At 68.5% G+C, this 26,389-nt stretch carries 25 protein-coding genes, 1 tRNA gene and 1 other RNA gene; 21 read left to right on the top strand and 6 right to left on the bottom strand.

The genetic code is table 11. The features are described 5' to 3' along the window. Nucleotides 1–156 precede the first annotated feature (156 nt). Nucleotides 157–1,158 (top strand): SRPBCC family protein, encoded by a 1,002-nt coding sequence (locus tag PQI66_RS04320; RefSeq protein ID WP_339996314.1) that lies wholly within the window; start codon nt 157–159, stop codon nt 1,156–1,158. Here PQI66_RS04320 and PQI66_RS04315 read toward each other — a convergent pair. The 3 genes from PQI66_RS04315 to aceE all read right to left on the bottom strand — a co-directional run bounded on the left by PQI66_RS04315 (nt 1,143) and on the right by aceE (nt 5,288). After that, complete coding sequence (locus tag PQI66_RS04315; RefSeq protein ID WP_339996313.1) at nt 1,143–2,006, bottom strand: serine hydrolase domain-containing protein; 864 nt, start codon at nt 2,004–2,006, stop codon at nt 1,143–1,145. The two genes, PQI66_RS04320 and PQI66_RS04315, sit on opposite strands and share 16 nt — an antisense overlap. Nucleotides 2,007–2,010: 4 nt before the next feature. Beyond that, nucleotides 2,011–2,397 carry an acyl carrier protein gene (locus tag PQI66_RS04310; protein WP_339996311.1) on the bottom strand — a complete coding sequence of 129 codons (387 nt, stop codon included), beginning with the start codon at nt 2,395–2,397 and terminating at the stop codon, nt 2,011–2,013. A gap of 77 nt (nt 2,398–2,474) precedes the next feature. After that, a complete protein-coding gene (gene aceE, locus PQI66_RS04305) occupies nt 2,475–5,288 on the bottom strand; it encodes a pyruvate dehydrogenase (acetyl-transferring), homodimeric type (protein WP_339996310.1) in 2,814 nt (937 codons plus the stop codon). 352 nt (nt 5,289–5,640) lie between these two features. Between aceE and PQI66_RS04300 the strand changes: the two genes are divergently transcribed. After that, nucleotides 5,641–6,069: a DUF3052 domain-containing protein gene (locus tag PQI66_RS04300; RefSeq protein WP_339996309.1), complete on the top strand. Its 429-nt coding sequence runs from the start codon at nt 5,641–5,643 to the stop codon at nt 6,067–6,069. 54 nt (nt 6,070–6,123) lie between these two features. Continuing rightward, a tRNA-Val gene (locus PQI66_RS04295) sits at nt 6,124–6,199 on the top strand. Nucleotides 6,200–6,292: 93 nt separating this feature from the next. On the opposite strand, the gene PQI66_RS04290 is transcribed toward PQI66_RS04295, so the two are convergent. Then, on the bottom strand, nt 6,293–6,568 hold the full coding sequence (locus PQI66_RS04290; RefSeq protein ID WP_339996307.1) for a helix-turn-helix domain-containing protein: 276 nt from the start codon (nt 6,566–6,568) through the stop codon (nt 6,293–6,295). A 38-nt stretch (nt 6,569–6,606) separates the two neighbouring features. On the opposite strand from PQI66_RS04290, the gene map reads away from it, so the two are divergent. The 5 genes from map to bsaP all read left to right on the top strand — a co-directional run bounded on the left by map (nt 6,607) and on the right by bsaP (nt 10,782). Continuing rightward, a complete protein-coding gene (gene map, locus PQI66_RS04285) occupies nt 6,607–7,368 on the top strand; it encodes a type I methionyl aminopeptidase (RefSeq protein WP_339996305.1) in 762 nt (253 codons plus the stop codon). Nucleotides 7,369–7,477: 109 nt separating this feature from the next. Next, complete coding sequence (locus tag PQI66_RS04280; RefSeq protein ID WP_339996304.1) at nt 7,478–8,461, top strand: HtaA domain-containing protein; 984 nt, start codon at nt 7,478–7,480, stop codon at nt 8,459–8,461. Between the two features lie 54 nt (nt 8,462–8,515). Further along, nucleotides 8,516–9,514 carry an SURF1 family cytochrome oxidase biogenesis protein gene (locus PQI66_RS04275; RefSeq protein ID WP_339996302.1) on the top strand — a complete coding sequence of 333 codons (999 nt, stop codon included), beginning with the start codon at nt 8,516–8,518 and terminating at the stop codon, nt 9,512–9,514. A 43-nt stretch (nt 9,515–9,557) separates the two neighbouring features. Further along, complete coding sequence (bioB, locus tag PQI66_RS04270; RefSeq protein ID WP_339996300.1) at nt 9,558–10,556, top strand: biotin synthase BioB; 999 nt, start codon at nt 9,558–9,560, stop codon at nt 10,554–10,556. Then, complete coding sequence (gene bsaP / locus PQI66_RS04265) at nt 10,549–10,782, top strand: biotin synthase auxiliary protein BsaP (RefSeq protein ID WP_339996299.1); 234 nt, start codon at nt 10,549–10,551, stop codon at nt 10,780–10,782. The genes bioB and bsaP overlap by 8 nt, the downstream gene beginning before the upstream one ends. 49 nt (nt 10,783–10,831) lie before the next feature. Here bsaP and PQI66_RS04260 read toward each other — a convergent pair whose 3' ends face one another. After that, on the bottom strand, nt 10,832–12,019 hold the full coding sequence (locus PQI66_RS04260; RefSeq protein ID WP_339996298.1) for an arsenate reductase/protein-tyrosine-phosphatase family protein: 1,188 nt from the start codon (nt 12,017–12,019) through the stop codon (nt 10,832–10,834). Between the two features lie 120 nt (nt 12,020–12,139). Between PQI66_RS04260 and PQI66_RS04255 the strand changes: the two genes are divergently transcribed. The 5 genes from PQI66_RS04255 to PQI66_RS04235 all read left to right on the top strand — a co-directional run bounded on the left by PQI66_RS04255 (nt 12,140) and on the right by PQI66_RS04235 (nt 15,598). Then, nucleotides 12,140–13,405, top strand: a complete 1,266-nt coding sequence (locus PQI66_RS04255; protein ID WP_339996297.1) for a Nif3-like dinuclear metal center hexameric protein — start codon at nt 12,140–12,142, stop codon at nt 13,403–13,405. Then, nucleotides 13,402–14,193 carry a zinc ribbon domain-containing protein gene (locus PQI66_RS04250; RefSeq protein ID WP_339996296.1) on the top strand — a complete coding sequence of 264 codons (792 nt, stop codon included), beginning with the start codon at nt 13,402–13,404 and terminating at the stop codon, nt 14,191–14,193. The genes PQI66_RS04255 and PQI66_RS04250 overlap by 4 nt, the downstream gene beginning before the upstream one ends. Before the next feature lie 5 nt (nt 14,194–14,198). Then, on the top strand, nt 14,199–14,885 hold the full coding sequence (locus PQI66_RS04245; protein ID WP_339996295.1) for a histidine phosphatase family protein: 687 nt from the start codon (nt 14,199–14,201) through the stop codon (nt 14,883–14,885). A 56-nt stretch (nt 14,886–14,941) separates the two neighbouring features. After that, an RNA gene (gene rnpB / locus PQI66_RS04240) (RNase P RNA component class A) lies at nt 14,942–15,404 on the top strand. Nucleotides 15,405–15,427: 23 nt separating this feature from the next. Beyond that, nucleotides 15,428–15,598 (top strand): SPOR domain-containing protein, encoded by a 171-nt coding sequence (locus PQI66_RS04235; RefSeq protein ID WP_339996294.1) that lies wholly within the window; start codon nt 15,428–15,430, stop codon nt 15,596–15,598. A gap of 10 nt (nt 15,599–15,608) precedes the next feature. Here PQI66_RS04235 and panB read toward each other — a convergent pair whose 3' ends face one another. After that, nucleotides 15,609–16,445 (bottom strand): 3-methyl-2-oxobutanoate hydroxymethyltransferase, encoded by an 837-nt coding sequence (panB, locus tag PQI66_RS04230; protein ID WP_339996293.1) that lies wholly within the window; start codon nt 16,443–16,445, stop codon nt 15,609–15,611. A gap of 111 nt (nt 16,446–16,556) precedes the next feature. Here panB and PQI66_RS04225 point away from each other — a divergent pair, with 111 nt between their 5' ends. The 8 genes from PQI66_RS04225 to PQI66_RS04190 all read left to right on the top strand — a co-directional run bounded on the left by PQI66_RS04225 (nt 16,557) and on the right by PQI66_RS04190 (nt 26,380). Next, nucleotides 16,557–17,903, top strand: a complete 1,347-nt coding sequence (locus tag PQI66_RS04225) for a glutamine synthetase family protein (protein ID WP_339996292.1) — start codon at nt 16,557–16,559, stop codon at nt 17,901–17,903. A gap of 105 nt (nt 17,904–18,008) precedes the next feature. Beyond that, entirely contained in the window at nt 18,009–21,155 is a 3,147-nt protein-coding gene (locus tag PQI66_RS04220) for a bifunctional [glutamine synthetase] adenylyltransferase/[glutamine synthetase]-adenylyl-L-tyrosine phosphorylase (protein WP_339996291.1), read from the top strand. A gap of 13 nt (nt 21,156–21,168) precedes the next feature. Then, a complete protein-coding gene (locus PQI66_RS04215) occupies nt 21,169–22,236 on the top strand; it encodes a FecCD family ABC transporter permease (RefSeq protein WP_339996290.1) in 1,068 nt (355 codons plus the stop codon). Next, nucleotides 22,233–23,066: a heme ABC transporter ATP-binding protein gene (locus tag PQI66_RS04210; RefSeq protein ID WP_339996289.1), complete on the top strand. Its 834-nt coding sequence runs from the start codon at nt 22,233–22,235 to the stop codon at nt 23,064–23,066. The genes PQI66_RS04215 and PQI66_RS04210 overlap by 4 nt, the downstream gene beginning before the upstream one ends. 79 nt (nt 23,067–23,145) lie before the next feature. Continuing rightward, nucleotides 23,146–23,808: a biliverdin-producing heme oxygenase gene (locus PQI66_RS04205; protein WP_339996288.1), complete on the top strand. Its 663-nt coding sequence runs from the start codon at nt 23,146–23,148 to the stop codon at nt 23,806–23,808. An 87-nt stretch (nt 23,809–23,895) separates the two neighbouring features. Next, on the top strand, nt 23,896–24,603 hold the full coding sequence (locus PQI66_RS04200) for a hypothetical protein (RefSeq protein WP_339996286.1): 708 nt from the start codon (nt 23,896–23,898) through the stop codon (nt 24,601–24,603). Further along, nucleotides 24,600–25,835, top strand: coding sequence for a fructosamine kinase family protein (locus PQI66_RS04195; protein ID WP_339996284.1), 1,236 nt, complete (start codon nt 24,600–24,602; stop codon nt 25,833–25,835). The genes PQI66_RS04200 and PQI66_RS04195 overlap by 4 nt, the downstream gene beginning before the upstream one ends. Before the next feature lie 83 nt (nt 25,836–25,918). Continuing rightward, on the top strand, nt 25,919–26,380 hold the full coding sequence (locus tag PQI66_RS04190; protein ID WP_339996804.1) for a PH domain-containing protein: 462 nt from the start codon (nt 25,919–25,921) through the stop codon (nt 26,378–26,380). Nucleotides 26,381–26,389: the final 9 nt, after the last annotated feature.

The following is a 26,389-nucleotide window of genomic DNA, read 5'->3' as shown; positions in this document are numbered from 1 at the left end:
CGGTCGAATTGTGGCAGTGGGACAGCGATTTGGGTACGGGTGCACTCACCGCGTCGCCCACGCGACGCAGTGCAGTGCGCTCCATGCAGAGAAAACCCCTACCCTGACGCCGTGCGCTGTGCATATACTGGATCTCCCGTTGAAGGAGCGCCCGCCATGCCTGTCCGGACCGTCACCAAGAACACGGCAGAATCGACCATCGAGGTCGTCGCCGACTACCCCGTCTCTGCGGACAGGCTCTGGAACGCCTACGCCGACCCGTCCCAGCTGGAACGTTTCTGGGGGCCACCGACCTACCCCGCCACGTTCGCCCGCCATGATGTCGCCGTCGGTGGCCGCTCGAACTACGTCATGACCGGTCCGGACGGGGACCGCTCCGCCGGGTACTGGCACTTCACCGATGTTGCAGCGCCGTCCACGTTTACCGTGAAGGACGGATTCGCCGACGACGCCGGGGAACCGAACACCCGGGCGCCCGAGGTGACCATGACCTTCCGGTTCGAGGACGCTGGCCAGGGCGCCACGATGACCATGCTGACGTCTTTCGCCGGGCCCAGGGAGATGGACAAGATGGTCGACATGGGGATGGCGGAGGGGATCGAGGCTGCACTGAGTCAACTCGACGCCGTCCTCGCCGAGCCGGACCCGGCGGCCGTCGGTACCGGAACACGGCCGGTGATCCTCGGAGACACCCTCGTGCGGATCAGCAGGGTCTTCCCCGGCAGCGTCGACCAGGTGTGGCGCGCCCACCACGACGCCGACCTCCTGCGACAGTGGCAACTGGGGCCGGACGGCTGGTCGATGCCGGTGTGTGAGGTGACCACCACCGTCGGCGAGACGTACCGCTTCGGTTGGGTGAAAGACGACGTGGCTGACGGCCAGGACGCGGAAGCATTCGGCTTCACCGGTACCGTTCTCGAGTCCGAGGAACCGTACCGCATCGTCACCACGGAGATGATGACCGACGGTGATGGGACCCCCGTGCCGGACGGTCCGGAGACCCGCAACGAACTGACCTTCACTCCGGTGGCGGACGGCACATTGGCGACGCTGATCGTCACCTACCCCGGGGTCGCGGTACGTGACATGATCCTCGGCACCGGCATGGTCGACGGTATGGAGATGAGCTACGCCCGTCTCGATCAGTTGCTGGGCTGAAGAGCGTTCCACAGGTCGTCGTTGAATCCCGCCCAGCGGTCTTTCGCCCAGGTGCCGAACGCCCGGTCTGTCAGCGCCACGCCGGCGCGACCCGTCGGCCGGTGGAACCACAGGAACGTCCCGGACTGCCCGAAGTGGCCGACGACGTCGCGCGGCATTGACGACCCGACCCAGTGCGGGGCCTTGGCGCCGCGGATCTCCGGACCCAGCCCCCAGGGGCACGGGGACTGACGCCCGTAGCCGGGGACGATGCCGTCGAGGTCGCCGTACTGCGGCGACAGGGCGTCCTCCCAGGTCTGCTCGGACACGAGCGTGGGGGAGAGGAACTCGGCCGCGAGCACCAGGAGAGCGGACACGGAGGCGCTGAAGCCGTGACCGGCCGAGCCGGAGAGGTCCAGGGCGTCGACGGACAGTCCCAACGGCTCGCACACGGCCGCCCGTGTGTATTCGGTGAACGGGATGCCGGTGGCAGAGACCAGGTCGGCGAGGATCTCGTAGCCGGCCGAGGAGTAGATTCTGCGCGTGCGGGCAGGCTTCTCACGTTGCCGTGACTGCATCCCGACCCCGGAGGAGTGGCTGAGCAGCTCCCGTACCGTCGCGTCGTCCGGGGCCTCGACAGGGACGCCGTACTCCCGGCTGACCGTGGCCACGGTGTCGTCGAGGTCGAAGGCGCCTTCCTCCACCGCGATGAGCACGCTGTAGGCGGTGATCAGTTTGCTGACACTGGCCAGCGGGAACACCCGCCCAGCGTCGCCGACGGTCACGTCGCCGGCCTCACTGAGTGCGCCGGCAACCACGGTGTCCACCGGCCACTGCGCGGTGGTACGCAGGACGTCCTGCACCGACATGAGGTCAGTTGCTCCCGGACGGCATGTTCTGCCCGGTGGCGGGGAAGCGGGACTCCACCAACCGCGCAATGTCCTGGACGGTCTGCGCGGAATCCAGGTCCTCTTCCTCGACGCGGACGCCGAAGGCGTCCTCGATCCGGATCGCGATGTCGATCCGGGAGACCGAGTCGATGTGGAGGTCGTCGGTCAGGTCACTGTCTGCGCTGATTTCCTCGACGTCGACACCGGTGGCGTCCTCGATGATCATCGAGATTCGTGTCACCGGGTCGACGGAGGCGCTGCGGGCGTTGCGGGACGGACGCGTCCCCTTGGCTGCCCCGCTCTCTGCCGCGGCGGGGTCTCCGCCGAGTTTCTCGGCGAGCTTGTCTCGGGCATCCGGTGAGATCTCCACGGACATCAGCCTTTCTGGGTTCGGTGGTCCCGTCACTGTCGGGGACCACACTACCAACAGTTGAGGCGCCGACTGACCTACGCCTTCGTCGGGTCCGTCAGGTTCAGCTCCTCGGCGGCGTCGTTGACGTCGTCCCAGCTGACCTTGCCGTCGCGGGCGAGTGCGGAGAGCACTGCCACCACGATGGACTCGGCGTCCGAGTTGAAGAAGCGGCGTGCCGCGGCGCGGGTGTCGGAGAAGCCGAACCCGTCGCAACCCAGGGTGGTGTAGTCGCCGGGGACGTAGGCGCGGATCTGCTCGGGCAGGTCGGTGGCGAAGTCGGAGACACCGATGAACGGGCCGGTGGCCTCGTCCAGCACCTCGGTGACGAACGGCTTCGTGGTCTCCGCCGACGGGTGGCGCAGGGCCTCGCGCGACAGTGCGGCACCCTCACGCGCCAGCTCGGTCCAGGACGTCACCGAGTACAGGGACACGTTGACGTCGAACTTCTCGCGCAGCATCTCCTTGGCGCGGATCGCCTCGGTCACGCCCACGCCGGACGCCAGGATGTTGGCGACCAGGTCGGTCTGGGGAGCGGCTCCGACGTCGCCGGCGGACTGCTCACCGGTGCCGATCAGACGGTCTGCCGGGGAGTAGAGGTAGATGCCCTTGAGCAGGCCGTCGACGTCCAGGTTCTCCGGTACGGCCGGCTGGTGGACCGGCTCGTTGTAGGCCGTGAGGTAGTAGATGACGTTCTCACCCTGGCCGTTCTCGCCGGCACCTTCGCCGTACATGCGCTGGATGCCGTCGCGCAGGATGTAGCCGATCTCGAAGCCGAAGGCGGGGTCCCAGGCCACGACGGCCGGGTTCGTCGCCGCGAGCAGCAGGGAGTGGCCGTCCATGTGCTGCAGGCCCTCGCCGGTCAGCGTGGTGCGTCCTGCGGTGGCGCCGATAAGGAAGCCGCGCGCCATCTGGTCGGCGGCGGCCCAGATGCCGTCGCCGGTGCGCTGGAAGCCGAACATCGCGTAGAAGATGTACAGCGGGATCATCGGCTCGCCGTGGGTCGCGTAGGACGTGGCCGCGGCGGTGAACGAGGCGATGGAACCGGCCTCGTTGATGCCCTCGTGCAGGATCTGGCCGGAGGTGGCCTCCTTGTAGGACAGCATCAGGTCGGCGTCCACCGGCGTGTAGTTCTGGCCGTGGTTGTTGTAGATCTTCAGCGTCGGGAACCAGGAGTCCATGCCGAAGGTGCGGGCCTCGTCCGGGATGATCGGCACGAGGCGTTTCTTGATCTCCGGGTCACGCATCAGGTCCTTGAGTGCGCGGACGAGCGCCATGGTCGTGGCGACCTCCTGCTTGCCGGAGCCCTTCAGGACGCTACGGACGCCGTCCTTGACCTCGGGGACCTTCAGCGGTGTGTAGGAGTTGCGGCGCTCCGGCACGGCACCGCCGAGCTCCTCGCGACGCTCGAGCATGTAGCGGACCTCGGGGGAGTCCGGACCCGGGTTGAAGTACGGCGGCAGGTAGGGGTCCTTCTCCAGTTCCTCGTCGGAGATCGGGATCTCCTGCTTGTCACGGAACTGCTTGAGGTCCTCCAGTGCCAGCTTCTTCATCTGGTGGGTGGCGTTGCGGCCCTCGAAGTTGTGGCCGAGACCGTAGCCCTTGATGGTGTGGGCGAGGATTACGGTGGGCTGGTCCTTGGTCTCCAGGGCGCGCTGGTAGGCCGCGTAGATCTTGCGGTAGTCGTGGCCGCCGCGGCGCAGGGCGAAGATCTCTTCGTCGGTCATGTCCTCGACGAGTTTGGCGGTCTCCGGGTTCTTCTCGAAGAAGTACTTGCGGACGTAGGCGCCGTCCTTGGCCTTGAAGGTCTGGTAGTCGCCGTCCGGGGTCGTGTTCATGACGTTGACGAGGTCGCCGTCCTTGTCCTTGGCGAGCAGGTCGTCCCACTCACGGGCCCACACGACCTTGATGACGTTCCAGCCGGCACCGCGGAAGAAGCTCTCGAGCTCCTGGATGATCTTCGTGTTGCCGCGCACCGGGCCGTCGAGACGCTGGAGGTTGCAGTTGACGACGAAGGTCAGGTTGTCCAGGTTGTACAGTGCCGCCTGCTGGATCAGGCCGCGGGATTCCGGTTCATCCATCTCGCCGTCGCCGAGGAAGGCCCAGGTGTGCTGGTCGGAGGTGTCCTTGATGCCACGGTCGTGCAGGTAGCGGTCGAAGCGTGCCTGGTAGATGGCGTTCATCGGGCCAAGGCCCATCGACACGGTGGGGTGCTCCCAGAAGTCGGGCATGCCGTGCGGGTGAGGGTAGCTGGGCATGCCGATGCCGGGCTTGCTCTTCTCCTGACGGAAGGCGTCCATCTCCTCCTCGGAAAGACGTCCCTCGAGGAAGGCACGTGCGTAGACGCCGGGGGAGGCGTGGCCCTGGAAGAACACGTGGTCGCCGCCACCGGGGTGGTCCTTACCGCGGAAGAAGTGGTTGAAGCCGACCTCGTAGAGTGCGGCGGCGGAGGCGTAGGACGAGATGTGGCCGCCGACACCGATGCCCGGGCGCTGGGCGCGGTGGACCATGACCGCCGCGTTCCACCGGATCCAGCGACGGTAGCGCTTCTCCATGTCCTCGTCGCCGGGGAACTCGGGCTCCATGGTGGTGGGGATCGTGTTCACGTAGTCCGTCGACAGCAGCGGCGGCATCGGGACGCGCTTGGCGGAGGCTCGCTCCAGCAGGCGCAGCATCAGGTACCGGGCACGGTCGGGGCCGGCGTCGCCGAGAAGGCCGTCGAGGGAATCCATCCACTCCCTGGTCTCCTCGGGGTCGGAGTCCCGGAGATACGATGCGACACCGTCGCGGATACTGCTGAAATTGCTGTCCGACGAGTCGGACTGGGGTGACCTGCTGGACGCAGTGGTCATAGCGCTCCTCCTGGGTACGGGAAAGGACGTGACGCGCAGTCCAGGATTACGACTGCGGCGTCTGTCGACGGTCTGTCACTGTCCGATACTACGGAAGACAGGGGTGGGTAATTCCAGTGCCGCGGTGTCGAAGTTGGGTCGTCGTCTAGCCATGACCAGATACTTCCCCTACTATGCAGGGGAGATCGGTGCCTTGAACTGCGGGTGTCGCGTCCGTCGCGTCAGATGCAGTGCCGAGGTGCCGCACGAATGGTGAAATATGCCACTCGGAAGATCTACGAGAAGTACCCTCACAGAGGGCGCAACAAGTAATGGCACCAGAAATATCAGAGGAAAGGTCAGGGAACCGCAAGTGGGAGACGCCTCCGGCGCAGCAGTGCACGAAGGACAGGACTGGGCAGAGTTGTTGGATGTGACCAACGGCCAGATCGTGCAGGAGCTCGGTTGGGACGAAGACGCCGACAGTTCCATCAGTGAGGGCCTCGAAGAGATCATCGGCGAAGCCCTGCTCGACGAGGAGACCGACGAGATGGTCGACGTCGTCCTGCTGTGGTGGCGTCACGACGACGGTGACCTTGTCGACGGACTCGTCGACGCGACCAGGAACCTCGGGGAATCGGGACGGATCTGGCTGCTGACCCCGGCGGCGGGCACCCCTGGAACCGTGGAACCCGGTGAGATCGCCGAGTCTGCACAGGTGGCGGGTCTCGTGCAGACGACCTCGACGCGGCTCGGCAGCTGGCAGGGGGCCTGTCTGGTCCCCGGCGGCACGAAGCGCTAGAGTCTTCGGAAGGTTCCCTGCGCACGGTCCTGTCGTGACTTGCACGGGAATGACGCGCATTTAGCTCAGTTGGAAGAGCAGCTGGTTTACACCCAGCAGGTCGGCGGTTCGAGCCCGTCAGTGCGCACCACTACTGGCCAGCGATTTCGCCACTCTCCGGAGTGTCGGGGCCGCTGGTTTCGTCGTTTCCACCTGCTTCTCGGCTACCTGGTGAGCCTCGGGATCAGGAAACCGGTACGTCGGTCGCCGTGCAGTGCTCCCAGGCATCGGCCACCGAGCGGACGTCCAGCTTGAGGGCACCGCAGAGGCGCACCACCGTACCGAAGGCGGGGGAGGGGAGCCTCCCGGTCTCGATCTTGCGCAGCGTTTCGGCGGAGACGCCGGCCTCGTCGGCGACTGTGGCGAGCGTCCGGTCGGCGGAGTTCCTCGCGTCCCGCAGAATCTGGCCGATGCGCCGTCCTGCTTCGATCTCCGATGCGGTGAGTGGGTTTCTGACCACGGTTGCCCCTTTCGTCTACCGGTATTATTGTACCGTCCATGGTGGAAATCAAGACGGTGTCGGAGATAGCGAAGATGCGGGAGGCGGGGCGCCTCGTCGCCACGATCCTCGAGGACCTCAGCGGCATGGTGGAGCCGGGTGTCAACCTCATGGAGCTGGAGTACCGCTGCCGGGAGATGATCAGGGAATCCGGGGCGGAGTCCTGCTACTGGGACTACGACCCCGACTTCGGTGACGGGCCTTTCCGCAACACCGTCTGCCTGTCCCTCAATGACGGTGCCCTCCATGGCCTGCCGCACCCCACCGTGCTCGCCGACGGTGACCTGCTGAGTATCGATCTTGCGCTCAGCCTCGACGGTTGGTGCGGGGACAGTGCTGTGTCTGTCATCGCCGGCACGCCGCGGGAGGACGATGAGCGGCTCATCGAGGCGACCCTCGTGGCACTGGACGCCGGTATCAGCGCCGCGAAGGCCGGAAACCGGCTCGGCGACATCTCCCACGCCATCGGTACGGTCGCGGAAGACTACGGAATACGGCCGAACGCCGAGTACGGCGGCCATGATATCGGGCGCCACATGCACGGTGACCTGGTTATCCCCAACGTCGGTAGGGCTCATCGTGGTCTGACGCTCCGCGAGGGTATGACGTTCGCCATCGAACCATGGTTCGCCGGTACCCACCTGGTGGAGGTCGGTGACGACGGCTGGACCGTCGTCACGGTCGACGGGTCACGTGCCGCGCACTCGGAGCACACCGTGGTCGTCCGTCCCGGGGGTGGGGAGATTCTGACGGTGGCCTGACACCCCGGGGGCGGGTGCCGGCGGTGGGCTTGGTGGTGCTCGTCCCGGAGTTGTAGCCTAGCCTAACTGCGTCCAGCTGCTCTCCGACATCCTGAGGAATGAGATACCCGTGGGTTCCTCCCCGTTTTTCCGCCCCGCCGTGGGACGCTTCCGCGTCATGACCGTGGCTGCCCTGGTCCCGCTCGTCGGCGTCGCGACGGTCGTGGCGCCGACAGCCGCTGCGCAGCAGCCACAGGACAATGCGGCCGACACGTCCTGTGGCGTCGGGGACCCCGCCGGGCCCACCGTCGTCGACGCCAGGATGGGGTGGGGGGTGCGGGAATCGTTCAGGAGCTACATCACCTCCAGCATCGCCAACGGTGGCTGGACGTCGGGCGACGGTGCGGTCTTCAACGACGGCACGTTCTACTTCCCCGGGGACGGCGGCATCGTGTCCGGCGCTGGTGGGGAGGCGACGGAGATGAACGAGGCGACCCTGTCGTTCGGCGGCTCGGTCACGTTCACCGGTCATGACGGCGTTCTGGACCTGACCGTCGCGAATCCGGAGATCCGGATATCCGGTGACGAGGGGGCACTCGTCGCCGAGGTCACTTCGAATGACACGGACGGGCGTCCCCATGACTTCGGGCGCATCGACGTCGCCTCCCTCTCGCTGAACCTGGATGGCGAAGACGGCGAGGACGGCGAGGACGGCGAGGACGGCGAGGACGGCGTCCTCGACGGGCGTGCCGATGTCACGCTCACCCCGGAGGGGTCGGAGGCGATGGGGCAGTTCTACGAGGCAGGTGCGGAGATGGATCCGTTGTCCTTCCAGGCTGTGCTGGGTGACGGCTGCGGAACCGGCGCTTCGGCGCTCGGGCCCATGCCCCGGGACGAGGGGGACGGCTCCTCCGACGGTGACGGAGAGGTGACGGTCCGCGCCAACGGTGGTGATTCCGCTGACGGACAGGACACGCAGGACGCGCAGGACGGTGAGAATCCCGTCGTGACGTTCCTGACGACCCCTGCGACGGTCGTGCCGACCGCACTGGTTGCACTGGTACTGGTCGTGGGGGCCTGGTTCGGGGTGCGGCATCGGCGTCGAGGACGGTGAGGCCGGGAGTCGGCAACTGTCGCAGCGCCTGCCGGCGGTACTAGACTCGGGGGCGTGTCTGAGCCCGTAGCTGAGCGTGATTCTGCCTCGTCGTCCGGTCCACCGGTCGCTGCCGGGAAACGGCGGCGGACGGGCTGGCGGTCGTTCCTGACTCCAGGGTGGGTCATCACCGCGGTGGTCGCCGTGGTCTTCGCCTATGTCGCGTTCACTGTCCTGGCGCCGTGGCAGCTGGGCAAGAACCGGGACACCAACGAGTTCAACGACCGGCTCCGGGCGGGGCTGGAGGCGGATCCTGTGCCGGCGTCCACGGTAGTGCCCGGGGACGGATCCAGTGCCGGGGTCGAGCACGAGTGGACCCGCGTCGAGATGCAGGGGCGGTTCTTCGACGACGACGAGGTCCTGTTGCGTAACCGGCCGGTCGACGGCCGCCCTGCCTACCATGCGCTGACGCCGTTCCGGCTGGAGAACGGTCTGACGGTCCTGGTCAACCGCGGTTGGGCACGACCTGCCGACGGGACGGCGGCACCGGATGTCCCTCCGGCGACCTCGACACCGGTGACGGTCACCGGTTTCCTGCGGATGTCCGAGGCCCCCCCGGGCAATGCACCGATGACGTCGGACGGTCGGCTGCAGGTCTACAGCATGAACACGGCGATGGTCGGGGAGGCGGTCGGTCTCGACCTGGCGGCGGACTACGTCCAGCTTGACGACGAGTCCGTTCAGGTGGCTGATCCCGGCGGTGAGATGTCGGCGCTGGAACTCCCCAACCTCGATTCGGGCCCCTACCTGTCCTACGGGCTCCAGTGGATCGCCTTCGGTGTGATGGTGCCGCTGGGCCTGGCGTACTTCGTCTGGGCGGAGATCCGTGAGCGTCGGCGTCGGCGGGAGGAGGTCGCCGCGGGGGGCACCCCTGCGGCAGGTGACGACGGTGCCGCCGCGTCGGAGCCGCGTGTTCCGTCGCAGTCCCGGGCCGGCAAGCTGGAGGACCGCTACGGCGGGACCCGGACCCGCTTCCACGAGAAGCGCAACAGCCGGGATGAAGAGAGATTCTAGTTTTCCGGTAGAACTTGTACGGTGTTCAAGTTAGGATGTGTCCATGGACGACATCCTCACAACTGCACGTGCCCGGGTCCTCGACGAGGGCCTCGGGCTTGACTACGACGACCTCCTCCGCATCCTCAGGCTCCCCGACGACCGCATCCCCGACCTCCTGGCCCTCGCCCATGAAGTCCGGGTGCGGTGGTGCGGCGAGGAGATCGAGATGGAGGGCATCGTCAGCCTGAAGACCGGCGGATGCCCGGAGGACTGCCACTTCTGTTCCCAGTCCGGGCTCTTCGAGTCTCCGGTGCGGTCGGCGAAACTGGACGTCGCCCAGCTCATCGAGCAGGCACGCCAGACGGTGAAGACCGGTGCCACCGAGTTCTGCATCGTCGCCGCCGTCAAGGGGCCGGACGAGCGTCTCATGGCCCAACTGGAGCAGGCCGTCGAGGAGATCTACGCCAACGTCGAGGGGGTCGACGTCGCCGTCTCGGTGGGGCTGCTGACCCCGGAACAGGTCGACCGGCTCAAGGCGGTCGGTGTCCACCGCTACAACCACAATCTCGAGACCGCACGCAGCTACTTCCCGAACGTCGTGACCACCCACACCTGGGAGGAGCGCCGCGACACCATGCTGATCATCAAGGACGCCGGAATCGAGGTCTGTTGCGGAGGCATCATCGGGATGGGGGAGTCGGCGGAACAGCGTGCCGAGTTCGCCGTCCAACTCGCCGAACTCGACCCGCACGAAGTCCCGTTGAACTTCCTCGACCCCCGGCCCGGGACCCCGTTCTCCGACATGCCCGTCATGGACGGTAAGGACGCTCTGCGTGCGGTCGGCATGTTCCGCCTGGCCATGCCGGCGACGACACTCCGCTTCGCCGGTGGACGGGAACTCACTCTCGGCGACTTCGGCGTTGAACAGGGACTGACCGGTGGCATCAACGGGCTGATCGTCGGCAACTACCTCACCACGCTCGGGCGTCCGGCCGAGGCGGACATGGACATGGTCGGGAGGCTCAACCTGCCGATCAAGGTGTTGAGCCGCAGTGTCTGACCCTGTTTCTGACCGGCGCACCGGACCTTTCGACCCCTTCACCGGTGCCGACCTCGGACGTGGCGAGGTCATCGCCTACTCCCCGGCGCAGAAGGCCGGGCTCGACGTCCCCCGCTACTGTGCTGCCTGCGGACGTCGGACCGTCGCGCAGGTCACCCCTCACGGGTGGACGGCGACCTGCTCCCGCCACGGCACGACCGATTCGGTGGAGTTCGATCTGCGCTGAGTGGCCCCGCGCCGTCTGGTGGAGCGCGGGGCGGGGTGAGGATGCGGAGTCAGCTCCGGGCGGCGACCTGTCCGCGCGCCCATTCCACGACCCCGGGGATCGCCTCGGCGAGCTGCCGGGAGACCTCACCGAATCCGTCCTTCCCGCCGTAGTAGGGGTCTTCGACCTCTTTCTCCCCGGCGGGACCGAAACTGCGGAACAGGGCGATCCGGTCCTCGGGGACCCCCTGTTTGACCAGTGCTTTACGGTGGGCGCCGGTCATCACCAGAAAGAGGTCGGCGTCCCGGTGCTCCGGGCCGAACTGGGCAGCCCGGTGCCCGGATCCGTTGAACCCGTCCTGCCGCAACCGTGAGACGGCCCGCGGGTCCGCTGCTTCCCCGACATGCCAGCCGTCGGTGCCGCAGGAGTTCAACCGGATGTCACCGGAGAGGCCGGCGTCCTCGAGCGCGGTGCGCAGCATGATCTCACCCATCGGCGAGCGGCAGATGTTTCCGGTGCACACCACACAGATGTGCGGGCGTTCGTCCGACCAGTCGTCCACCAACCGACCCAGTTCGGCGGCGTCGGCGACGGAGTAGTCGGCTTTCCGGTGTTCGTCGCGGATGCCGTAGCCCCAGTCGACCAGCACGGTACGGATACCGAAGGTGTGTGCGCCCTCCACGTCATGGATCCGGTCACCGACCATCAGCAGACCGTCGCGGTGGGACGGGCCTCCGTCGGACGCGGGGGTCACCGGTCCACCGGGGGCGCCGAGCTGCTCGAGGGCGTGGGCGACGACGGCGTCTTTGGCACGTCGGGTGCCGTCGTCGGAGGCGGTGGCGATGACGTCGAAGTAGTCGTAGAGATCGAAGTGCTTCAGCAGCCGCGTCGCCGAGCTGAGGGATTTCGACGTCGCCGTGGCCAGGGTGTAGCCCTGGTCCTTCCAGGAACGCAGCAGGTCCGCGACGCCGGCGAACGGCGCGGCCTCGAGCCAGCCGCCCCCGTCGTAGTGCTTCCGGTAGCTGGCCACGGTGGCGTCGAGCTGGTCGCCCTCGAGCCCCAGGTTGCGCAGCGTGTCGACCATCGGTGGGCCCGCGATGAGGCGGAGCAGGTCCTCCCCGGGGACCGGGACGTCGTTGTCCTCGAGGGCGCGCAGGAAACTCGACCGGATGCCCGGATAGGAGTCGACGAGGGTCCCGTCAACGTCGACCAGTAGAGTCCTGCTGCCGTTTCCTGCGTGCTCATGTGCGTCCGTCACGGACCCCAGGGTGCCAGAATCACGCGCCGCAGGCCACGACCGGGGCCGATTACCTCCCGGCGTGTCTGCCGGATCCCTGGTCCCTGTGCCGGTCCCCGTCGGCCACGTATCGTTGTCGGTGTGAGTGAACATCAATCAGACACGGTACCTGGGCCGTCCGACGGCACGGTCACTGTCGCCGATGTCGTGGCGACCATCGAACACGCCTACCCGCCCCAGCTGGCGGAATCCTGGGACGCCTGTGGTCTGGTCTGCGGTGACCCCCAGGCCCCGGCCCGTCGGGTGGCTGTCGCCCTGGACTGCACGGACGCGGTCGTCGACGACGCGGTCGCCCGCGGGGTGGACGTCCTGCTGGTGCATCATCCGCTGCTGATGCGGGGGGTGACCGGCGTGCCGGCGGACCATCCGAAGGGCCGGATCGTGCACCGGCTGATCCGGGCGGGAATCGCACTGTACGCGGCGCACACCAGTGCCGACGCCGCCCGTCCCGGAGTCAACGACCGCCTTGCGGAGCTCCTCGGTGTCAGGCCTGGCACACCGTTGCGGGCGTCATCGGCTGCGGCGACCACTGCCGCACGGGCGGCGCGTGGGGAGTCCGGGCCGCCCGCGCTGGACTCGTGGGGTGTCACGGTGCCTGAAGGTGACGCGGCGCAGGTCAAGGCGGCCGTCTTCGGCGCGGGTGCCGGCACGACCGACGGACGGTACACCGAGTGTTCGTACGATTTCCCCGTCGCCGGGCAGTTCCGTCCTGCCGCCGACGCCTCCCCGTACATCGGGCACGTCGGGGAGCTGGAACAGGTCGGGGAGCGGCGCGTCGAGTTCGTCGCACCGCGCTCCCGGCGCGCGGACGTGCTCGCTGCGCTGCTCACCGCCCATCCGTATGAAGAGCCGGCCTATGACGTCACTGAGGTCGTCGGGGTCGACCGGGCACCGGACACCGCCTTCGGCATCGGCCGTGTGGGAGAGCTGGACACCCCGATGACACTGCGGGAGTTCACCGCCAGGGTCGCCGACCGCCTGCCGGCGACCCGGTGGGGCGTGCGTGCGGCGGGTGACCCGGACCGCGTCATCCACCGGGTGGCGGTCTCCTCGGGTGCCGGTGACAGTTTCCTGGACACGGTGGCAGGACTGGACGTCGACTGCTTCGTGACCTCCGATCTGCGGCACCACCCGGTCGACGAACATCTGCGCGCCGGGGGATGCCCGGTCATCGACACGGCGCACTGGGCCAGTGAGTTTCCCTGGTGCTCGCAGGCCGCCGACGTCATCGCCGCCGCACAGCCGCAGGTCACCACCGAGGTCATCGGGGTGCGGACGGACCCGTGGACCGTTCACGCAGCCTCGCCGCAGGGTGGTCCGTCACAGCCCGGAGGAGATCACGCATGACCGGCACACCGACCGGGAGTGGCGCCGCACAGCGCCCTGGACGACCCGCACGCACCGTGTTGCGCGACCTGATGACCGTGGACGCCAGACTGCGCGCGGTGACGGCTGAAATCTCCGGGCTTCGCGACTCCGGGGAGATCCGACGCCTCGAGCAGGTGGTGGCGGAAGAACGCCGGGCCAAGGTCGCCGCAGACCAGGCGGCCGGAGACGACCAGGCGAGGATCCGACGCATGCGGCAGGACGCGGCGAAGTTACGGGCCCGACGTCGCGACGACGTCAAGGGGCTGGGGGCGGCGGTGGACGTCGAGAAACGCCGCGACCTGGCCCACGACCTGGCCGTCGCTGAACGTCGACTCGCCGAGGTGGAGGCGGCCATCGAGGAGGCGGAGCGTCCCGCCCGGGCTGACGCGGGCGCCGACCGGGAGCGGGCGTTGGACGAGGCGGTCCGCGCCCTTGACGAGGCCCGCCGGCGGCAGCGTGCGGGTGACCGCGAACTCAGCGGTCAGCGGGACTCGCTCGCAGACCATTCGGCGACGTTGCGTGCCGAGCTTCCACCGCCGTTGCTGCGCAGGTACGAGCGAGGAGAACAGGAGAACGGTGTCGGCGCCGCGACGCTGACCGGCTCGGCCTGCCGGGCGTGCTTCATGTCGTTGGACCGGTCGTCGCTGGCGGAGATTCTCTCTGCACCGCCGGATCTCCCCGCCACCTGTCCGGAGTGCGGGACGATGCTGCTGCCCGACACGGAGTCCTACACCGACTTCGTCGACCGTGGTCGACCGGCGGGGTGAGCGTCGTGGGAAGTCGCGCCACACCCGGGTGGATCGGTGACCGGGGCACCCCGGTCCGTCTCCTTCTCCTGCGTCACGGCCAGACGGCCATGTCCGCCGCCGGTGTGTTCTCGGGGCGCAGCGACCCGTCGCTGACCGAGCTGGGGCAGGACCAGGCGCGCCGGGCGGCGTCCTATCTGGCGTCCCGGCAGGAGGCGGGGGAGGGGATCGGCCGTATCATCTGCTCGCCGTTGGAACGGACCCGGCAAACCGCCGCCGCGGCCGCGGATGCGCTGGGGCTCGGGGTCGAGTACGACGACAACCTCATCGAGACGGACTTCGGACGGTGGGAGGGGCTGACCTTCGACGAGGTCCACCGCCGGTGGCCTGACGAGCACGCCGCCTGGGTCGCCGACTCCCGGGTACCCACGCTCGGTGGCGAGAGCATGAGCCAGGTGGAGCGACGGTGCAGCGAACTGGTGGGAGGGCTGACGGGAGGCTCCCCCGGCAGTTCTCCCGACAGTGGGACGGTTCTGCTGGTCAGCCATGTCTCGCCGATCAAGGCGATCCTGCGCGATGCACTGCAGGTGCCGGCCACGATGTACTCCACCCTCCACCTGGACCTGGCGGGGCTGTCCTCGGTCGAGTTCTACCCGGGCCACTCGATGGTGCGGGAGGTCAATGACACCCACTACCTGAGACACTCTGCCTGAGACCCGTCACCTGGAGGTGACGGTCGCGGACTCGGGGGTGCTAGGATCGTAGCCGTCGAGAGGGCCGGGTGATCGCGGTGCCGGGGACAGCGTCTGCCCGTGTGGCGGCGTCCGCCCGGTGTCGAGGAAAGTCCGGACTCCGCAGAGCACGGTGGTTGTTAACGGCAACCCGGGGTGACCCGCGGGCTAGTGCCACAGAAAACAGACCGCCCCGGAACGTCCGGTCCGCCGGTGTACCGGGGTAAGGGTGAAACGGTGCGGTAAGAGCGCACCAGTGCGTCGGGTAACCGGCGCAGCTGGGTAAACCCCACCGGGAGCAAGGTCAAGTGGCCGCGACCGTTCCTCGTCGTGAGGACCACGGTGCGGCCGTGCCCCGTCGGCTGCTCGCCGGTGAAGGGGCAGGTAGACCGCTTGAGGCAGTCGGTGACGGCTGACCCAGATGGATGATCGCCACCACCTGCGGTGTGCACTGCGCACCGGGGCGTGGAACAGAATCCGGCTCACAGGCCCTCTCGACGCCTCCGTGGCTAGACTGTGGAGTCATGAGCGATCAACAGTGGTACTACGACACCTCCAGTGGAGAAGTCACGCAGGGCAAGTCTTCCGGATGGGACAACCGGATGGGTCCGTACGCCTCGCGCGAAGAAGCGGAGCACGCCCTCCAGATCGCCAGAGAACGAAGCAAGGCCGCCGACGAGTGGGACGAGGACTAGAGGGCACCGGTTAGAAGCAGTGTTCGGCGGCGGGGAACGTCCCCTCCGCCACCTCACGCTTGTAGGCGGCTGCGGCGGCGGTGAGGTCCTCGCCGACCTGCGCCCAGTGCTTGGCGAACTTCGGGCGGTGCCCGTCGGCGGGCAGCGCGGCCATGTCGTGCCAGACCAGCACCTGCGCATCAGTGTCCGGACCGGCGCCGATGCCCACGGTGGGAATGTCGACGGACTCGGTGGCACGGGCGGCGACCTCCGCCGGCACCATTTCCAGGACGACGAAGTCCGCACCGGCGTCGGCGACGGCACGGACGTCGGCGAGCAGTTGCCCGGCGGCGTCTCCGCGCCCCTGGACCTTGAAACCGGACAGGGCGTTGACGGACTGCGGGGTGAACCCGATGTGTGCGCAGACCGGGATACCTGCGGCCACCAGCGCCCGGATCCGCGGGGCGATGCGCACCCCACCCTCGATCTTGACCATGGCGGCACCCGAACGCCGCATCATCTCCGCCGCGGAGTGGACGGCCTGTTCGTCGGAGGCCTCGTAGGTGCCGAAGGGCAGGTCCGCGACGACCAGCGCGTTGCCTGCGCCACGGACCACGGCGGCGGCGATGTAGACCATCTCGTCCAGGCTGATCTGCTGGGTCTGGGGGTACCCGAAGACCACGTTGGCGGCGGAGTCGCCCACCAGCAGGCATTCGACGCCGGCGTCGGAGAACGCCCGGGCGGTGGAGTAGTCGTAGGCGGTGAGCATCGCCCACTTGTCGCCTGATCCCTTGCGCTTGCGCAGGTCGCCGATGCGGACCTGGCGGGTCGGGGCGAGGTATCCGGTGGTCTCTGTCTTGTCAGCCATGTCACGACATTGTGCCACGTCAGACGGGCAGGTGTTAACGATGTGTAACAACCCGTCCGTCGGGCCGGGAAAAAGGGGCTGCGGTCCGGGACGGGCGTTACGATGGGGGCCATGAGTCGCCAACAGGAATACGTCCTCCGCACCCTTGAGGAACGGGACATTCGCTTCGTCCGTCTCTGGTTCACGGACATCCAGGGGTACCTGAAGTCGGTCGCCGTCGCCCCGGCCGAACTTGAGGGGGCGTTTGCCGAGGGGATCGGATTCGACGGCTCCTCGATCGAGGGCTTCTCCCGTGTCGTGGAGTCCGACACGATCGCCAAGCCGGACCCGTCGACGTTCCAGATCCTTCCGCTGGACACCGCCGGTGGTGACAACCAGGTGCTCACCGCGCGGATGTTCTGCGACATCGCCATGCCCGACGGCGAGCCGAGCTGGGCGGATCCGCGTCAGGTGCTGCGCCGCCAGCTCAACAGCGCCGCCGACGAGGGTTTCTCGTGCTATGTCCACCCGGAGATCGAGTTCTTCCTGCTCAAGAACGGCACCGGCCCGGACGGGCGTCCGGTTCCCGCGGACACCGGCGGATACTTCGACCAGGCGGTCACCGACGCCGCACCGTTGTTCCGCCAGGACGCGATCTCGGCGCTGGAGTCGATGGGTATCTCGGTGGAGTTCTCCCACCACGAGGCGGGCCCCGGCCAGCAGGAGATCGACCTGCGGTTCGCCGACGCCCTGTCGATGGCGGACAACGTGATGAGTTTCCGCTACATGGTCAAGCAGGTCGCCACCCGGAACAACGTGCGGGCGACCTTCATGCCCAAGCCGTTCCAGGAGTACCCCGGCTCGGCGATGCACACCCACATGTCGCTGTTCGAGGGGGAGAACAACGCCTTCCACGATCCCGACGACCAGTTCTACCTGTCCGGCACCGCGAAGTCCTTCATCGCCGGGATCCTGGAGCACGCCCCGGAGATCTCTGCGGTGACCAACCAGTGGGTCAACTCCTACAAGCGTCTGACCAGTGGGGCTGAAGCGCCCACGGCGGCGACGTGGGGAGCGTCCAACCGCTCGGCGATGATCCGTGTCCCGATGTACACCGTGCACAAGCCGTCGTCGCGGCGGGTGGAGATCCGCACGCCTGATTCCGGGGCGAACCCGTACCTGACCTACGCCGTGCTGATCGCCGCCGGCCTCAAGGGCATCCGCGAAGGATATGAGCTCCACCCGCCGGTGGAGGAGGACGTGGCGGGTATGACCCGGCGCGAACGCATGGCCATGGGCTACAAGGACCTGCCCACGGACCTGGACCTCGCACTGCGCGAGATGGAGAAGTCCGAACTTGTCGCCGACGCGCTCGGCGAGCACGTCTTCGAGTACTTCCTGCGCAACAAGTGGGAGGAGTGGAAGTCCTATCAGGCAGAGGTCACACCGTGGGAGTTGGCGCACAACCTGGAGTTCTGACACCCCGGTGTCGCCCTCCCCGGCATCCACTACGATGGGACGGAGTCACACGGCCCCGACACGGTGCCGCACCACGATGCCACAGTCCCAGGAGTTGAGTCCCCGGTGAATCAGCCGCGAACCACCCGTCGTCGAGTTCCTTCCCCGGTGTCGCTGGGGCTGACCAGGCCGACGGCGGGGGAGGACCTCGCGACACTCGGGTGGGACGACGAGGACCACCGTGAGGTGCTGTCGGTGCTGGCGTCGACGGGGGATCCTGACCGTGCGTTGAATGCGGTCGTCCGCCTCGTCGAGACCCTCGACCGCGACGGTGTGGACGGCGAGGCGTCGTCGGCCTCGCTGCTGGCCATGATCGACGCCGACGCCGACTTCCGGACGCGTCTGCTCGCGCTGCTGGGAGGGTCGACGCTGCTGGGGGACCATGTGGTCGCCAACCCGGGGATCTGGCCGGCGCTCGCCGGGGAGCTGCCCGGCAGGGACGAGATCATGGGGGCGCTCACCGGGGCCGTCGGCGCCGAGAGAGTGGACGGTCACGACGGGGATTCACTGCTGTACCGTGCCACGGTGACCGGGGTGGACGCCGACCGGGCGATGCGCACGGCCTACCGGACGATCCTCGCGCGGATCGCCGCCATCGACCTGGCGGACACGTTCAGCGGGCGTGAGTCCCCCGGCGACCCGTTGGCCTTCGAGGTCCTCACCGAGCGACTGGCCGACGCCGCCGACGCCGCGCTCACCGCGGCGCTCGCGGTGGCCACGGCGACGGTGTACCCCTCCGGGCCGGTGCCGGCGAAACTGTCGGTGGTGGCGATGGGCAAGTGCGGGGCACGCGAGCTCAACTACATCTCGGACGTCGACGTCATCTTCGTCGCCGAACCCGCCGACGCCCAGACGACGCGTCTGGCCGGGGAGTTCATCAACATCGGGTGTCGGGTGTTCTTCGAGGTTGACGCGGCCCTGCGGCCGGAGGGGCGACACGGTGCACTGGTACGCACACTGGAGTCGCACCTGACCTACTACCGTCGGTGGGCGTCGACCTGGGAGTTCCAGGCGCTGTTGAAGGCACGCCCGATGACCGGTGACCTTGACCTCGGGCGTGAGTACGTCGAGCAACTCGCGCCCATGGTGTGGAGCGCCGCGGAGCGGGAGGACTTCGTCCCGGACGTCCAGGCGATGCGTCGCCGGGTGATCGACAACGTCCCGGACAACCTGCTTCCCCTGGAGCTGAAGCTGGGTCCCGGCGGCCTGCGCGACGTGGAGTTCGCCATCCAGCTGCTGCAGATGGTGCACGGACGCGTCGACGAGTCGCTGCGGGTCCGTTCCACCGTCAAGGCGCTCAACGCACTGGTCGACGGCGGATACGTCGGCCGGGAGGACGGGCAGATCCTCATCGCCTGCTACGAGTACATGCGTCTGCTCGAGCACCGTCTGCAGCTCCAGCACCTGCGGCGTACCCATGCGCTGCCGGCGCTGGACGACGAGGCGGGGCGTCTCCGCCTGGCACGGACCGCCGGGGTGCGGAGCGACGGCCAGGAAGGCGCGGACGCCGCCCTGTCGGCGAAGGTCCGCAAGGTCAGTACCCAGATCCGCCAGCTGCACAACAAGCTGTTCTACCGTCCGCTGCTGTCCTCGGTGGTCACCATGCCCGTCGACGCACTGCGGCTCACCCCGGAGGCGGCGGAGCGCCAGCTGGCCGCCCTGGGCTACCTGCACCCGTCGCGGGCGATGGACCACCTGTCGGCGCTGGCGTCGGGGACGACCCGCAAGGACCGTATCCAGGCGATGATCCTGCCGTCGCTGATGGAGTGGTTGTCCGACACCGTCGACCCCGACGCGGGGCTGCTGGCCTACCGGAAGCTGTCGGAGGCGGCGTTCGACCGGTCCTGGTTCCTGCGCCTGCTGCGCGACGAGAACATCGTGGGCAAGCGTCTGATGCGCATCCTGGGGACATCGCCGTACATCGCCAACCTGTTCATCGCCTCGCCAGACGCGGTGCGCATGCTCTCCGACGGGGCGAACGGCCCGAAGCTGCTGGAGAAGGACGCCGCGGTCATCAGTCATTCGCTCGTCGCTGCCGCCGGACGCCACCGTGACCCGGACGCGGCGATCGCCGTCGCACGCTCGCTGCGTCGGACGGAACTGGCGAAGATCGCGTCTGCCGACCTGCTGGGAATGATCGACACCCCTGAGGTGTGCCGGTCGTTGTCGATGATCTGGGACGCGGTGCTCGAGGCGGCCCTGCGTGCGGAGATCCGGGCCTGGGAGGACGAGAACCACCGCAACGCCCCCGCCCTGATCAGCGTCATCGGTATGGGGCGGCTCGGCGGGGCCGAGCTCAGCTACGGCTCGGACGCCGACGTGATGTTCGTGTGCGAACCCGTGCCGGAGGCAGCCGACGGCACCGACGGCACCGACGGCACCGACGCTGCCGAGCCGTTCGACGCGGACGGGGACGGTGAGGGTGGCACCGACCAGGATGCGGTGACCTGGGCCAGCGGTATCGCCAAGCGGCTCCGGACCCGGCTGTCGCGTCCGTCGCAGGACCCTCCCCTGGAGGTCGACCTGAATCTGCGACCGGAGGGGCGCAGCGGTCCGACGGTGCGGACGCTGGAGTCGTACCGCGCCTACTACGAACGTTGGGGGGAGACCTGGGAGTTCCAGGCCCTGCTGCGCGCGACGTGGATCGCCGGGGACAAGGACCTCGGCATCCGTTTCCTGCGCACGATCGACACGTTCCGCTACCCGGAGGGCGGCGTGGACCGGACCACGGTTCAGCAGGTGCGTCGGATGAAGGCCCGGGTCGACGGGGAGAGGCTGCCACGCGGCGCCGACCGCTACACCCACACCAAACTCGGCCGCGGTGGACTCGCCGACATCGAGTGGACCGTCCAGCTGCTGACCATGCAGAACTGCCACCGGATCGACAACCTGCACAACACCTCCACGCTGCAGGTCCTCGAGGAGATCCGGGTCGCCGGTCTGCTGTCGGAGGCGGACGTGGACACCCTGCGGGACGCCTGGATCGTGGCCACCCGTGCCCGTAACGCGATCATCCTCGCCGACGCCAAACGACGTGACCAGCTCCCGGGTCCGGGACCGCAGCTGGCCAACATCGCCGCGGCGGCGAACTGGGACCCCGAGGATTCCCAGGGCTTCCTCGACGACTACCTGAAGTCGACCCGGCGGGCGCGACGGGTGGTCGACCGGGTGTTCTGGGGCGAGGAAGTCACGGACGCGGAGTTCGGCGATTAGGGGGACCGGAGGGATGACCGACACCCTCACACGTCGTCGTGCAACACGACTGACCACCCTGACGGTCCTGGTGGTGCTGCTTGTCGCGGCGGTCGGGGTCAATCTCGTCCTCGGGCAGTTCACCCTGACCCCGGGCGAGGTCTGGTCGGCGTTGATGCGAGGGCTGGGCGGACGTGGCCCCGGCGACGTGGACAGCGCCGGTGAGGCGGTACGCGCCGCGAACGTCCTGTGGCAGATCCGCCTGCCGCGGATCGTGCTGTGCCTGTTGGTGGGGGCCGCGCTCGCCGTCGCCGGCACCCTGCTGCAGGGGTTGTTCGGCAATCCGCTGGCCGAGCCCAGCGTCATCGGGGTCACCTCCGGTGCCGGTGTCGGTGCAGCGGCGGCGATCGTGCTGAACATCTCGGTGCTGGGGGCCGCTACGGTGCCGGTGCTCGCGTTTGCCGCCGGGGTGGTCACCACCGTGGCGGTGTACCGGCTGGCGTCGATCAACGGGGAGGTCCGTGTCCTGACACTGATCCTCACCGGGATCGCGGTGAACGCGGTGGCCGGTGCGGCGATCTCCTTCCTGGTCTTCCTGGCCCCGACGTCGTCACGCGAACAGGTGATCTTCTGGCAGATGGGGTCGCTCAACGGCGCCCAGTGGAACCAGGTCGCCGTGGTGGCGCTGCCGGTCGTCCTGTGTCTGCTCGGGGCACTGCTCATCGCGGGACGCCTGGACGTCCTCAGCCTCGGCGAGCGGGCCGCGGGGCATGCCGGGGTGAACGTGGCCGTGATGCGGGTGGTGATCATCGGGTTGTCGACGGCACTCGCGGCGTTGGCGGTGAGTTTCGCCGGCATCATCGGCTTCGTCGGCCTGATCGTCCCGCACATCCTGCGCCAGGTCACCGGGCCGGCGAACCGGTGGCTGGTGCCGCTGTCGGCGCTGGGAGGGGCGGTGCTGCTGCTGCTCGCCGACCTGGCGTCGCGCACGATGATCGCGTTCGCCGACCTGCCGATCGGGATCTTCACCGCGCTGGTCGGTGGGCCGACGTTCTTCATCCTGCTGCGTCGCATGCTGAAGAGGGGCGGTGTCGTGGGATGACCGCTGAGGTGATTCTCTCTGCGCGGGGCGTGGTTGTCGCCGTCGGTGGTGCCCGGCACCTCGGGCCCGGGACCGAGATCCTCCACGGTGTGGACCTCGAGGTGCACGCCGGAGAGGTGCTCGGTCTGATCGGGCCGAACGGCGCCGGCAAGTCGACGCTGTTGGCGGCCCTGTCCGGGGACACGGACCCGGTGGCCGGTGAGGTGCTGCTGGCGGGGCGCGCCTACAGGGACTACGCGGTACGCGAGGCTGCCCGGGTGCGCTCGGTGATGCTGCAGGACTCCCGGGTGTCCTTCGCCCACCTGGTCCGCGATGTCGTGGAGATGGGCCGGTCAGCGTGGACGGGCCGACGCGGGACGAATGAACGTGAGGACCGCGGGACCGACCGTGCGCTCGTCGACGACTGCCTGCGCGACGTCGGCATGCTGGAGATGCAGGACCGTGACGTGACGACGCTGTCCGGCGGCGAACGGGCCCGGGTGGCGTTCGCCCGGGTGATGGCGCAGCAGGCCCGGTGCATGCTGCTGGATGAACCGACCGCGGCTATGGACATCGGGCATCAGGAACGCACGATGTGCTCGGTGCGACGTACCGCCGCCGGGGGAGTGGGGGTCATCGTGGTTCTCCACGACCTGAATCTGGCGGCCCGGTACTGCGACCGGCTGGCGTTGCTCGGAGACGGACGCATCCAGGCGGTCGGGACCCCGGCGCAGGTGTGCACCGCGGAACGGTTGTCGGGGGTCTACGGATGGCCGGTGAGCGTCGACGGTGTCGGCGAGGAGTTGTGGATCCGCCCGACGCCGATCAATCTTTCGGATGATCCGAAGTAAGGGTCTCCATTGTTAGCATGACCTGTACACGATGTTGACCGAACGCGAACATCCGAGGACAGGAACGGGAAGGCAGACGATGGCGACAACGACCACCCTGCTCTCCGAGCAACTCCGCGAGGAGACACGGCAGGCCCATGAGGACGCGGAGCACTCCGTGTTCATGGAGCGGCTGCTGGACGGAAGTCTGGATGTGTCGGCTTTCGTGGCGTTCCAGGAGCAGGCCTACCTGTTCTACTCGGCTCTGGAGGATGCGGTCGACGCCTGCGCGGGTGACTCCCGGCTGGGCGCGGTCGCGGACCGGCTGCTGGACCGCCGTGAGGTCCTGCGGCAGGACCTCCGGGCGCTCGGAGGCACCGTGGACGCCGCTCCGCTGCCGGAGACGGCCGCGTATGTCGCCGAACTGCAGCGCATCGGCCGGGAACGTGACGTCCCGGCACTCGTCGCCCACCACTACACCCGCTACCTGGGTGATCTGGCGGGCGGTCAGGTCATCGGCCGACTCATGACGCGTCACTACGGCGTGGATGAGTCGGCCACGGCCTTCTACCGCTTCCCTCACATCGACAAACCCAAGCGTTACCGGGACTCCTACCGTGGCGCCCTGGATGCGATGGAGCTGGACGGCGGGGAGAGGCGTCGACTTCTGCTGGCGGCCCGGGAGGCGTTCGCCTACAACTCCGGGGTCTTCGACGGACTGCGCAGGGCACTGGAACCGCGCTGGCCTGCGCAGCTTAATTAGGGTAGGCTCACAGATCGTGTGGATCCTCGGAGGATCCTCTTTCCCGCGGAAACCCCGCAACCCCGGCAGCGAAGGACGGTGACGGACATGCAACGGCAGACCTCCAGCGCCCACGCCGGCGTTCACGACCGGCGCGAGGGCGGGGCGTCACGCCCCGGGACCACCGAGGTCGTCAGCCTGCTCACCGTCGCGGGAGACTCCGCCCTGGAGTGCGTCCGCCGTTCCACCGTCTTCCGTCGGATGGCGGGCGGGACGCTGCCGTTCGCCGGACGGGCGGCCTACCTCGAACAGCACTGGGAGGGGCTGAGGATCCTGCGGTCGGCACTGGCCACACCCGGCCTGGACATCGACCCCGCGGCCGCGGCGTCCCTGCTGTCCGCGCTCGCCGCGGCCACCGACCAGTTCTCCGGGGCACTGGACCGCGCCCACGCCACCGCCCGGTGGCGCGAACGCCACGTCACCATGCCATCGATGCTGCAGTTCCGCCGCCACATCGCCGAACTGCAGGACAAGGGTGACACCGTCGGCCTGGTCGCGCACACCTACCTGCGGCTGCTGGTGTCCCGTGCGTGTCCCGCGCCGGCGGCCCAGGGCGGGGAGCCACGTGCACTCTACGGTGCAGTGGCCGCGGTCGTGCAGGACGAGGAAACACTTGAACAGCTCTCGGAGGAACTCAGCGTGGCACTGCTGCTGTTGATGCAGCACGGGGCGGACGTCTGTCGTGGCTACCACGAGCGGGACGCGGACAGCGGCTGCGCGGTCACGGTCTCGACGATCCGGCGTGCCCTGCGGTGAGTGGGGCCGTCGGCGACGATATCCGGGTCAGCGCCGTCGCCTTCCTCCGTGACGCACCGGAGGTTCCTGGCGGCGTGGAGGTCCTGACCGTGCGCAAACACGGTACCCGCCTCTACCAGTTCCCCGGTGGCAAGCCCGACCCCGGCGAACATGCCCGTGACGCCGCCGTGCGTGAGGTTGCCGAGGAGACCGGGGTGCACGTCGTCGGCTCCTCCCTGGGCTTCGCCGGAACATTCACGGCGCCGGCGGCCAACGAGGCCGGACACACCGTCACCGCCGACCTGTTCCTGCACGTGGGGGACATGGCCGGGGAGCCGGTGGCGGCGGCCGAGATCGCCGACGCCCGCTGGCTGCCGGTCGGCACACCTCACCGCACACCCGATGATCCGGAGTACCCGCTGGCCCCGCTGATGCACGCCACGTTCCCGCGGTTGGCTGACGCGGTCCCCGCCGCGTCCTACCGAAAGCACAATCCGGGGCGCCCCGGAGACTGGGAGCAGGCCGGACTGGACTGGCTGGACGCCGCCGCGGCGGCCGGTGGGGTCCCCGTGGCCGGGGTCCGTGCCCGGATGCCTGCCGAATCGGGGCGGGGCAGGGGCGACCTGCTCCTGCGTCGGGTGACCCCGGTCGCCCCGGACGTGCGGGCCGCCGAGGACTTCGGACGCCGGCTCGCGGTCACCCATCGCTGCGGAGCCCCCGCTTTCGGTTCCGGACCCGACGGCTGGCAGGGCAGCGGGTACCAGGGACCGAATGACAGCCTGCTGGACCTGCCGCTGGCACCGACGCCGAGCTGGGGTGACTACTACGCCGCCGTCGTCATCGCGCCGCTGGCACGCCGTGTGCGCGACGGTGTGCCGGGCGGTATCCCGGGCACGGACCGGTTGCTCGAGCGGCTCACCGCCGGAGACTTCGACGACGGCCGGCCCCCGGCACGCCTGCACGGCGACCTGTGGTCCGGCAACCTGATGTGGGCCGCCGACGGGGCTGTGCTCATCGACCCCTCCGCGCACGGTGGTCACGGACTGACTGACCTGGGGTTCCTGACGATGTTCGGTGCCCCGCACCTCGACAGGATCCTCGACGCCTACGCTGAGGCGGCACAGCTGCAGGACGGGTGGCGCGAGCTGCTGCCCCTGCACCGGCTGCATGTGCTCTACCTCCACGCCGCGGTCTTCGGCGGCGGGTACGTCGACGAGACCGCGGCCACCGTCCGGCAGGTTCTCGCGCTGTAGCAGTGTGCGACACTGGGGCCATGACCGATCAGTTCGCCGAGGGACCCACACCCCAGACGTCACCACAGGCCGTCCTCGACTCCATGAACCGGGTGTCTGCGCGCTATGTCGCCGCCCGCTACGTGTCTGACCTGCCGTGGACGGTTGTCCCGGCGGTCGGGTCCGTTGTCGCGGCGGTGCTCACCGCAGGCACACTGTCGGCGGTGCTCTGGGCTGTGGCCGCGGTACTCCTGGTTCTGCTGCTGTGGGAGGTCTGGCTCATCCCTGCCCAGGCTGCGAGGAAGCGGTGGGTGGAGACCGAGGATGAACTGCTGATCGCCAAAGGGCGGCTCTGGTGGACATTCACCGTGGTGCCCTACGGTCGTATCCAGTACGTCGACGTCACCGCCGGACCCGTCGAACGTGCCTTCGGGCTGAAGCAGGTCAAACTGCACACCGCCTCCTCCACCAGCGATTCGACGGTGGTGGGGCTCGACGCCGCCGATGCCGATGCCCTCCGCGACCGGCTCGCCGTCGCCGCCCGGGAGAGGATGAGCGGGCTGTGAGTCCTGTGA

Source organism: Corynebacterium sp. USCH3 (assembly GCF_037619475.1).
In the GTDB taxonomy this organism is placed as follows: Bacteria; Actinomycetota; Actinomycetes; order Mycobacteriales; family Mycobacteriaceae; genus Corynebacterium.
This window is presented reverse-complemented; position numbering and strand designations above follow the sequence as displayed.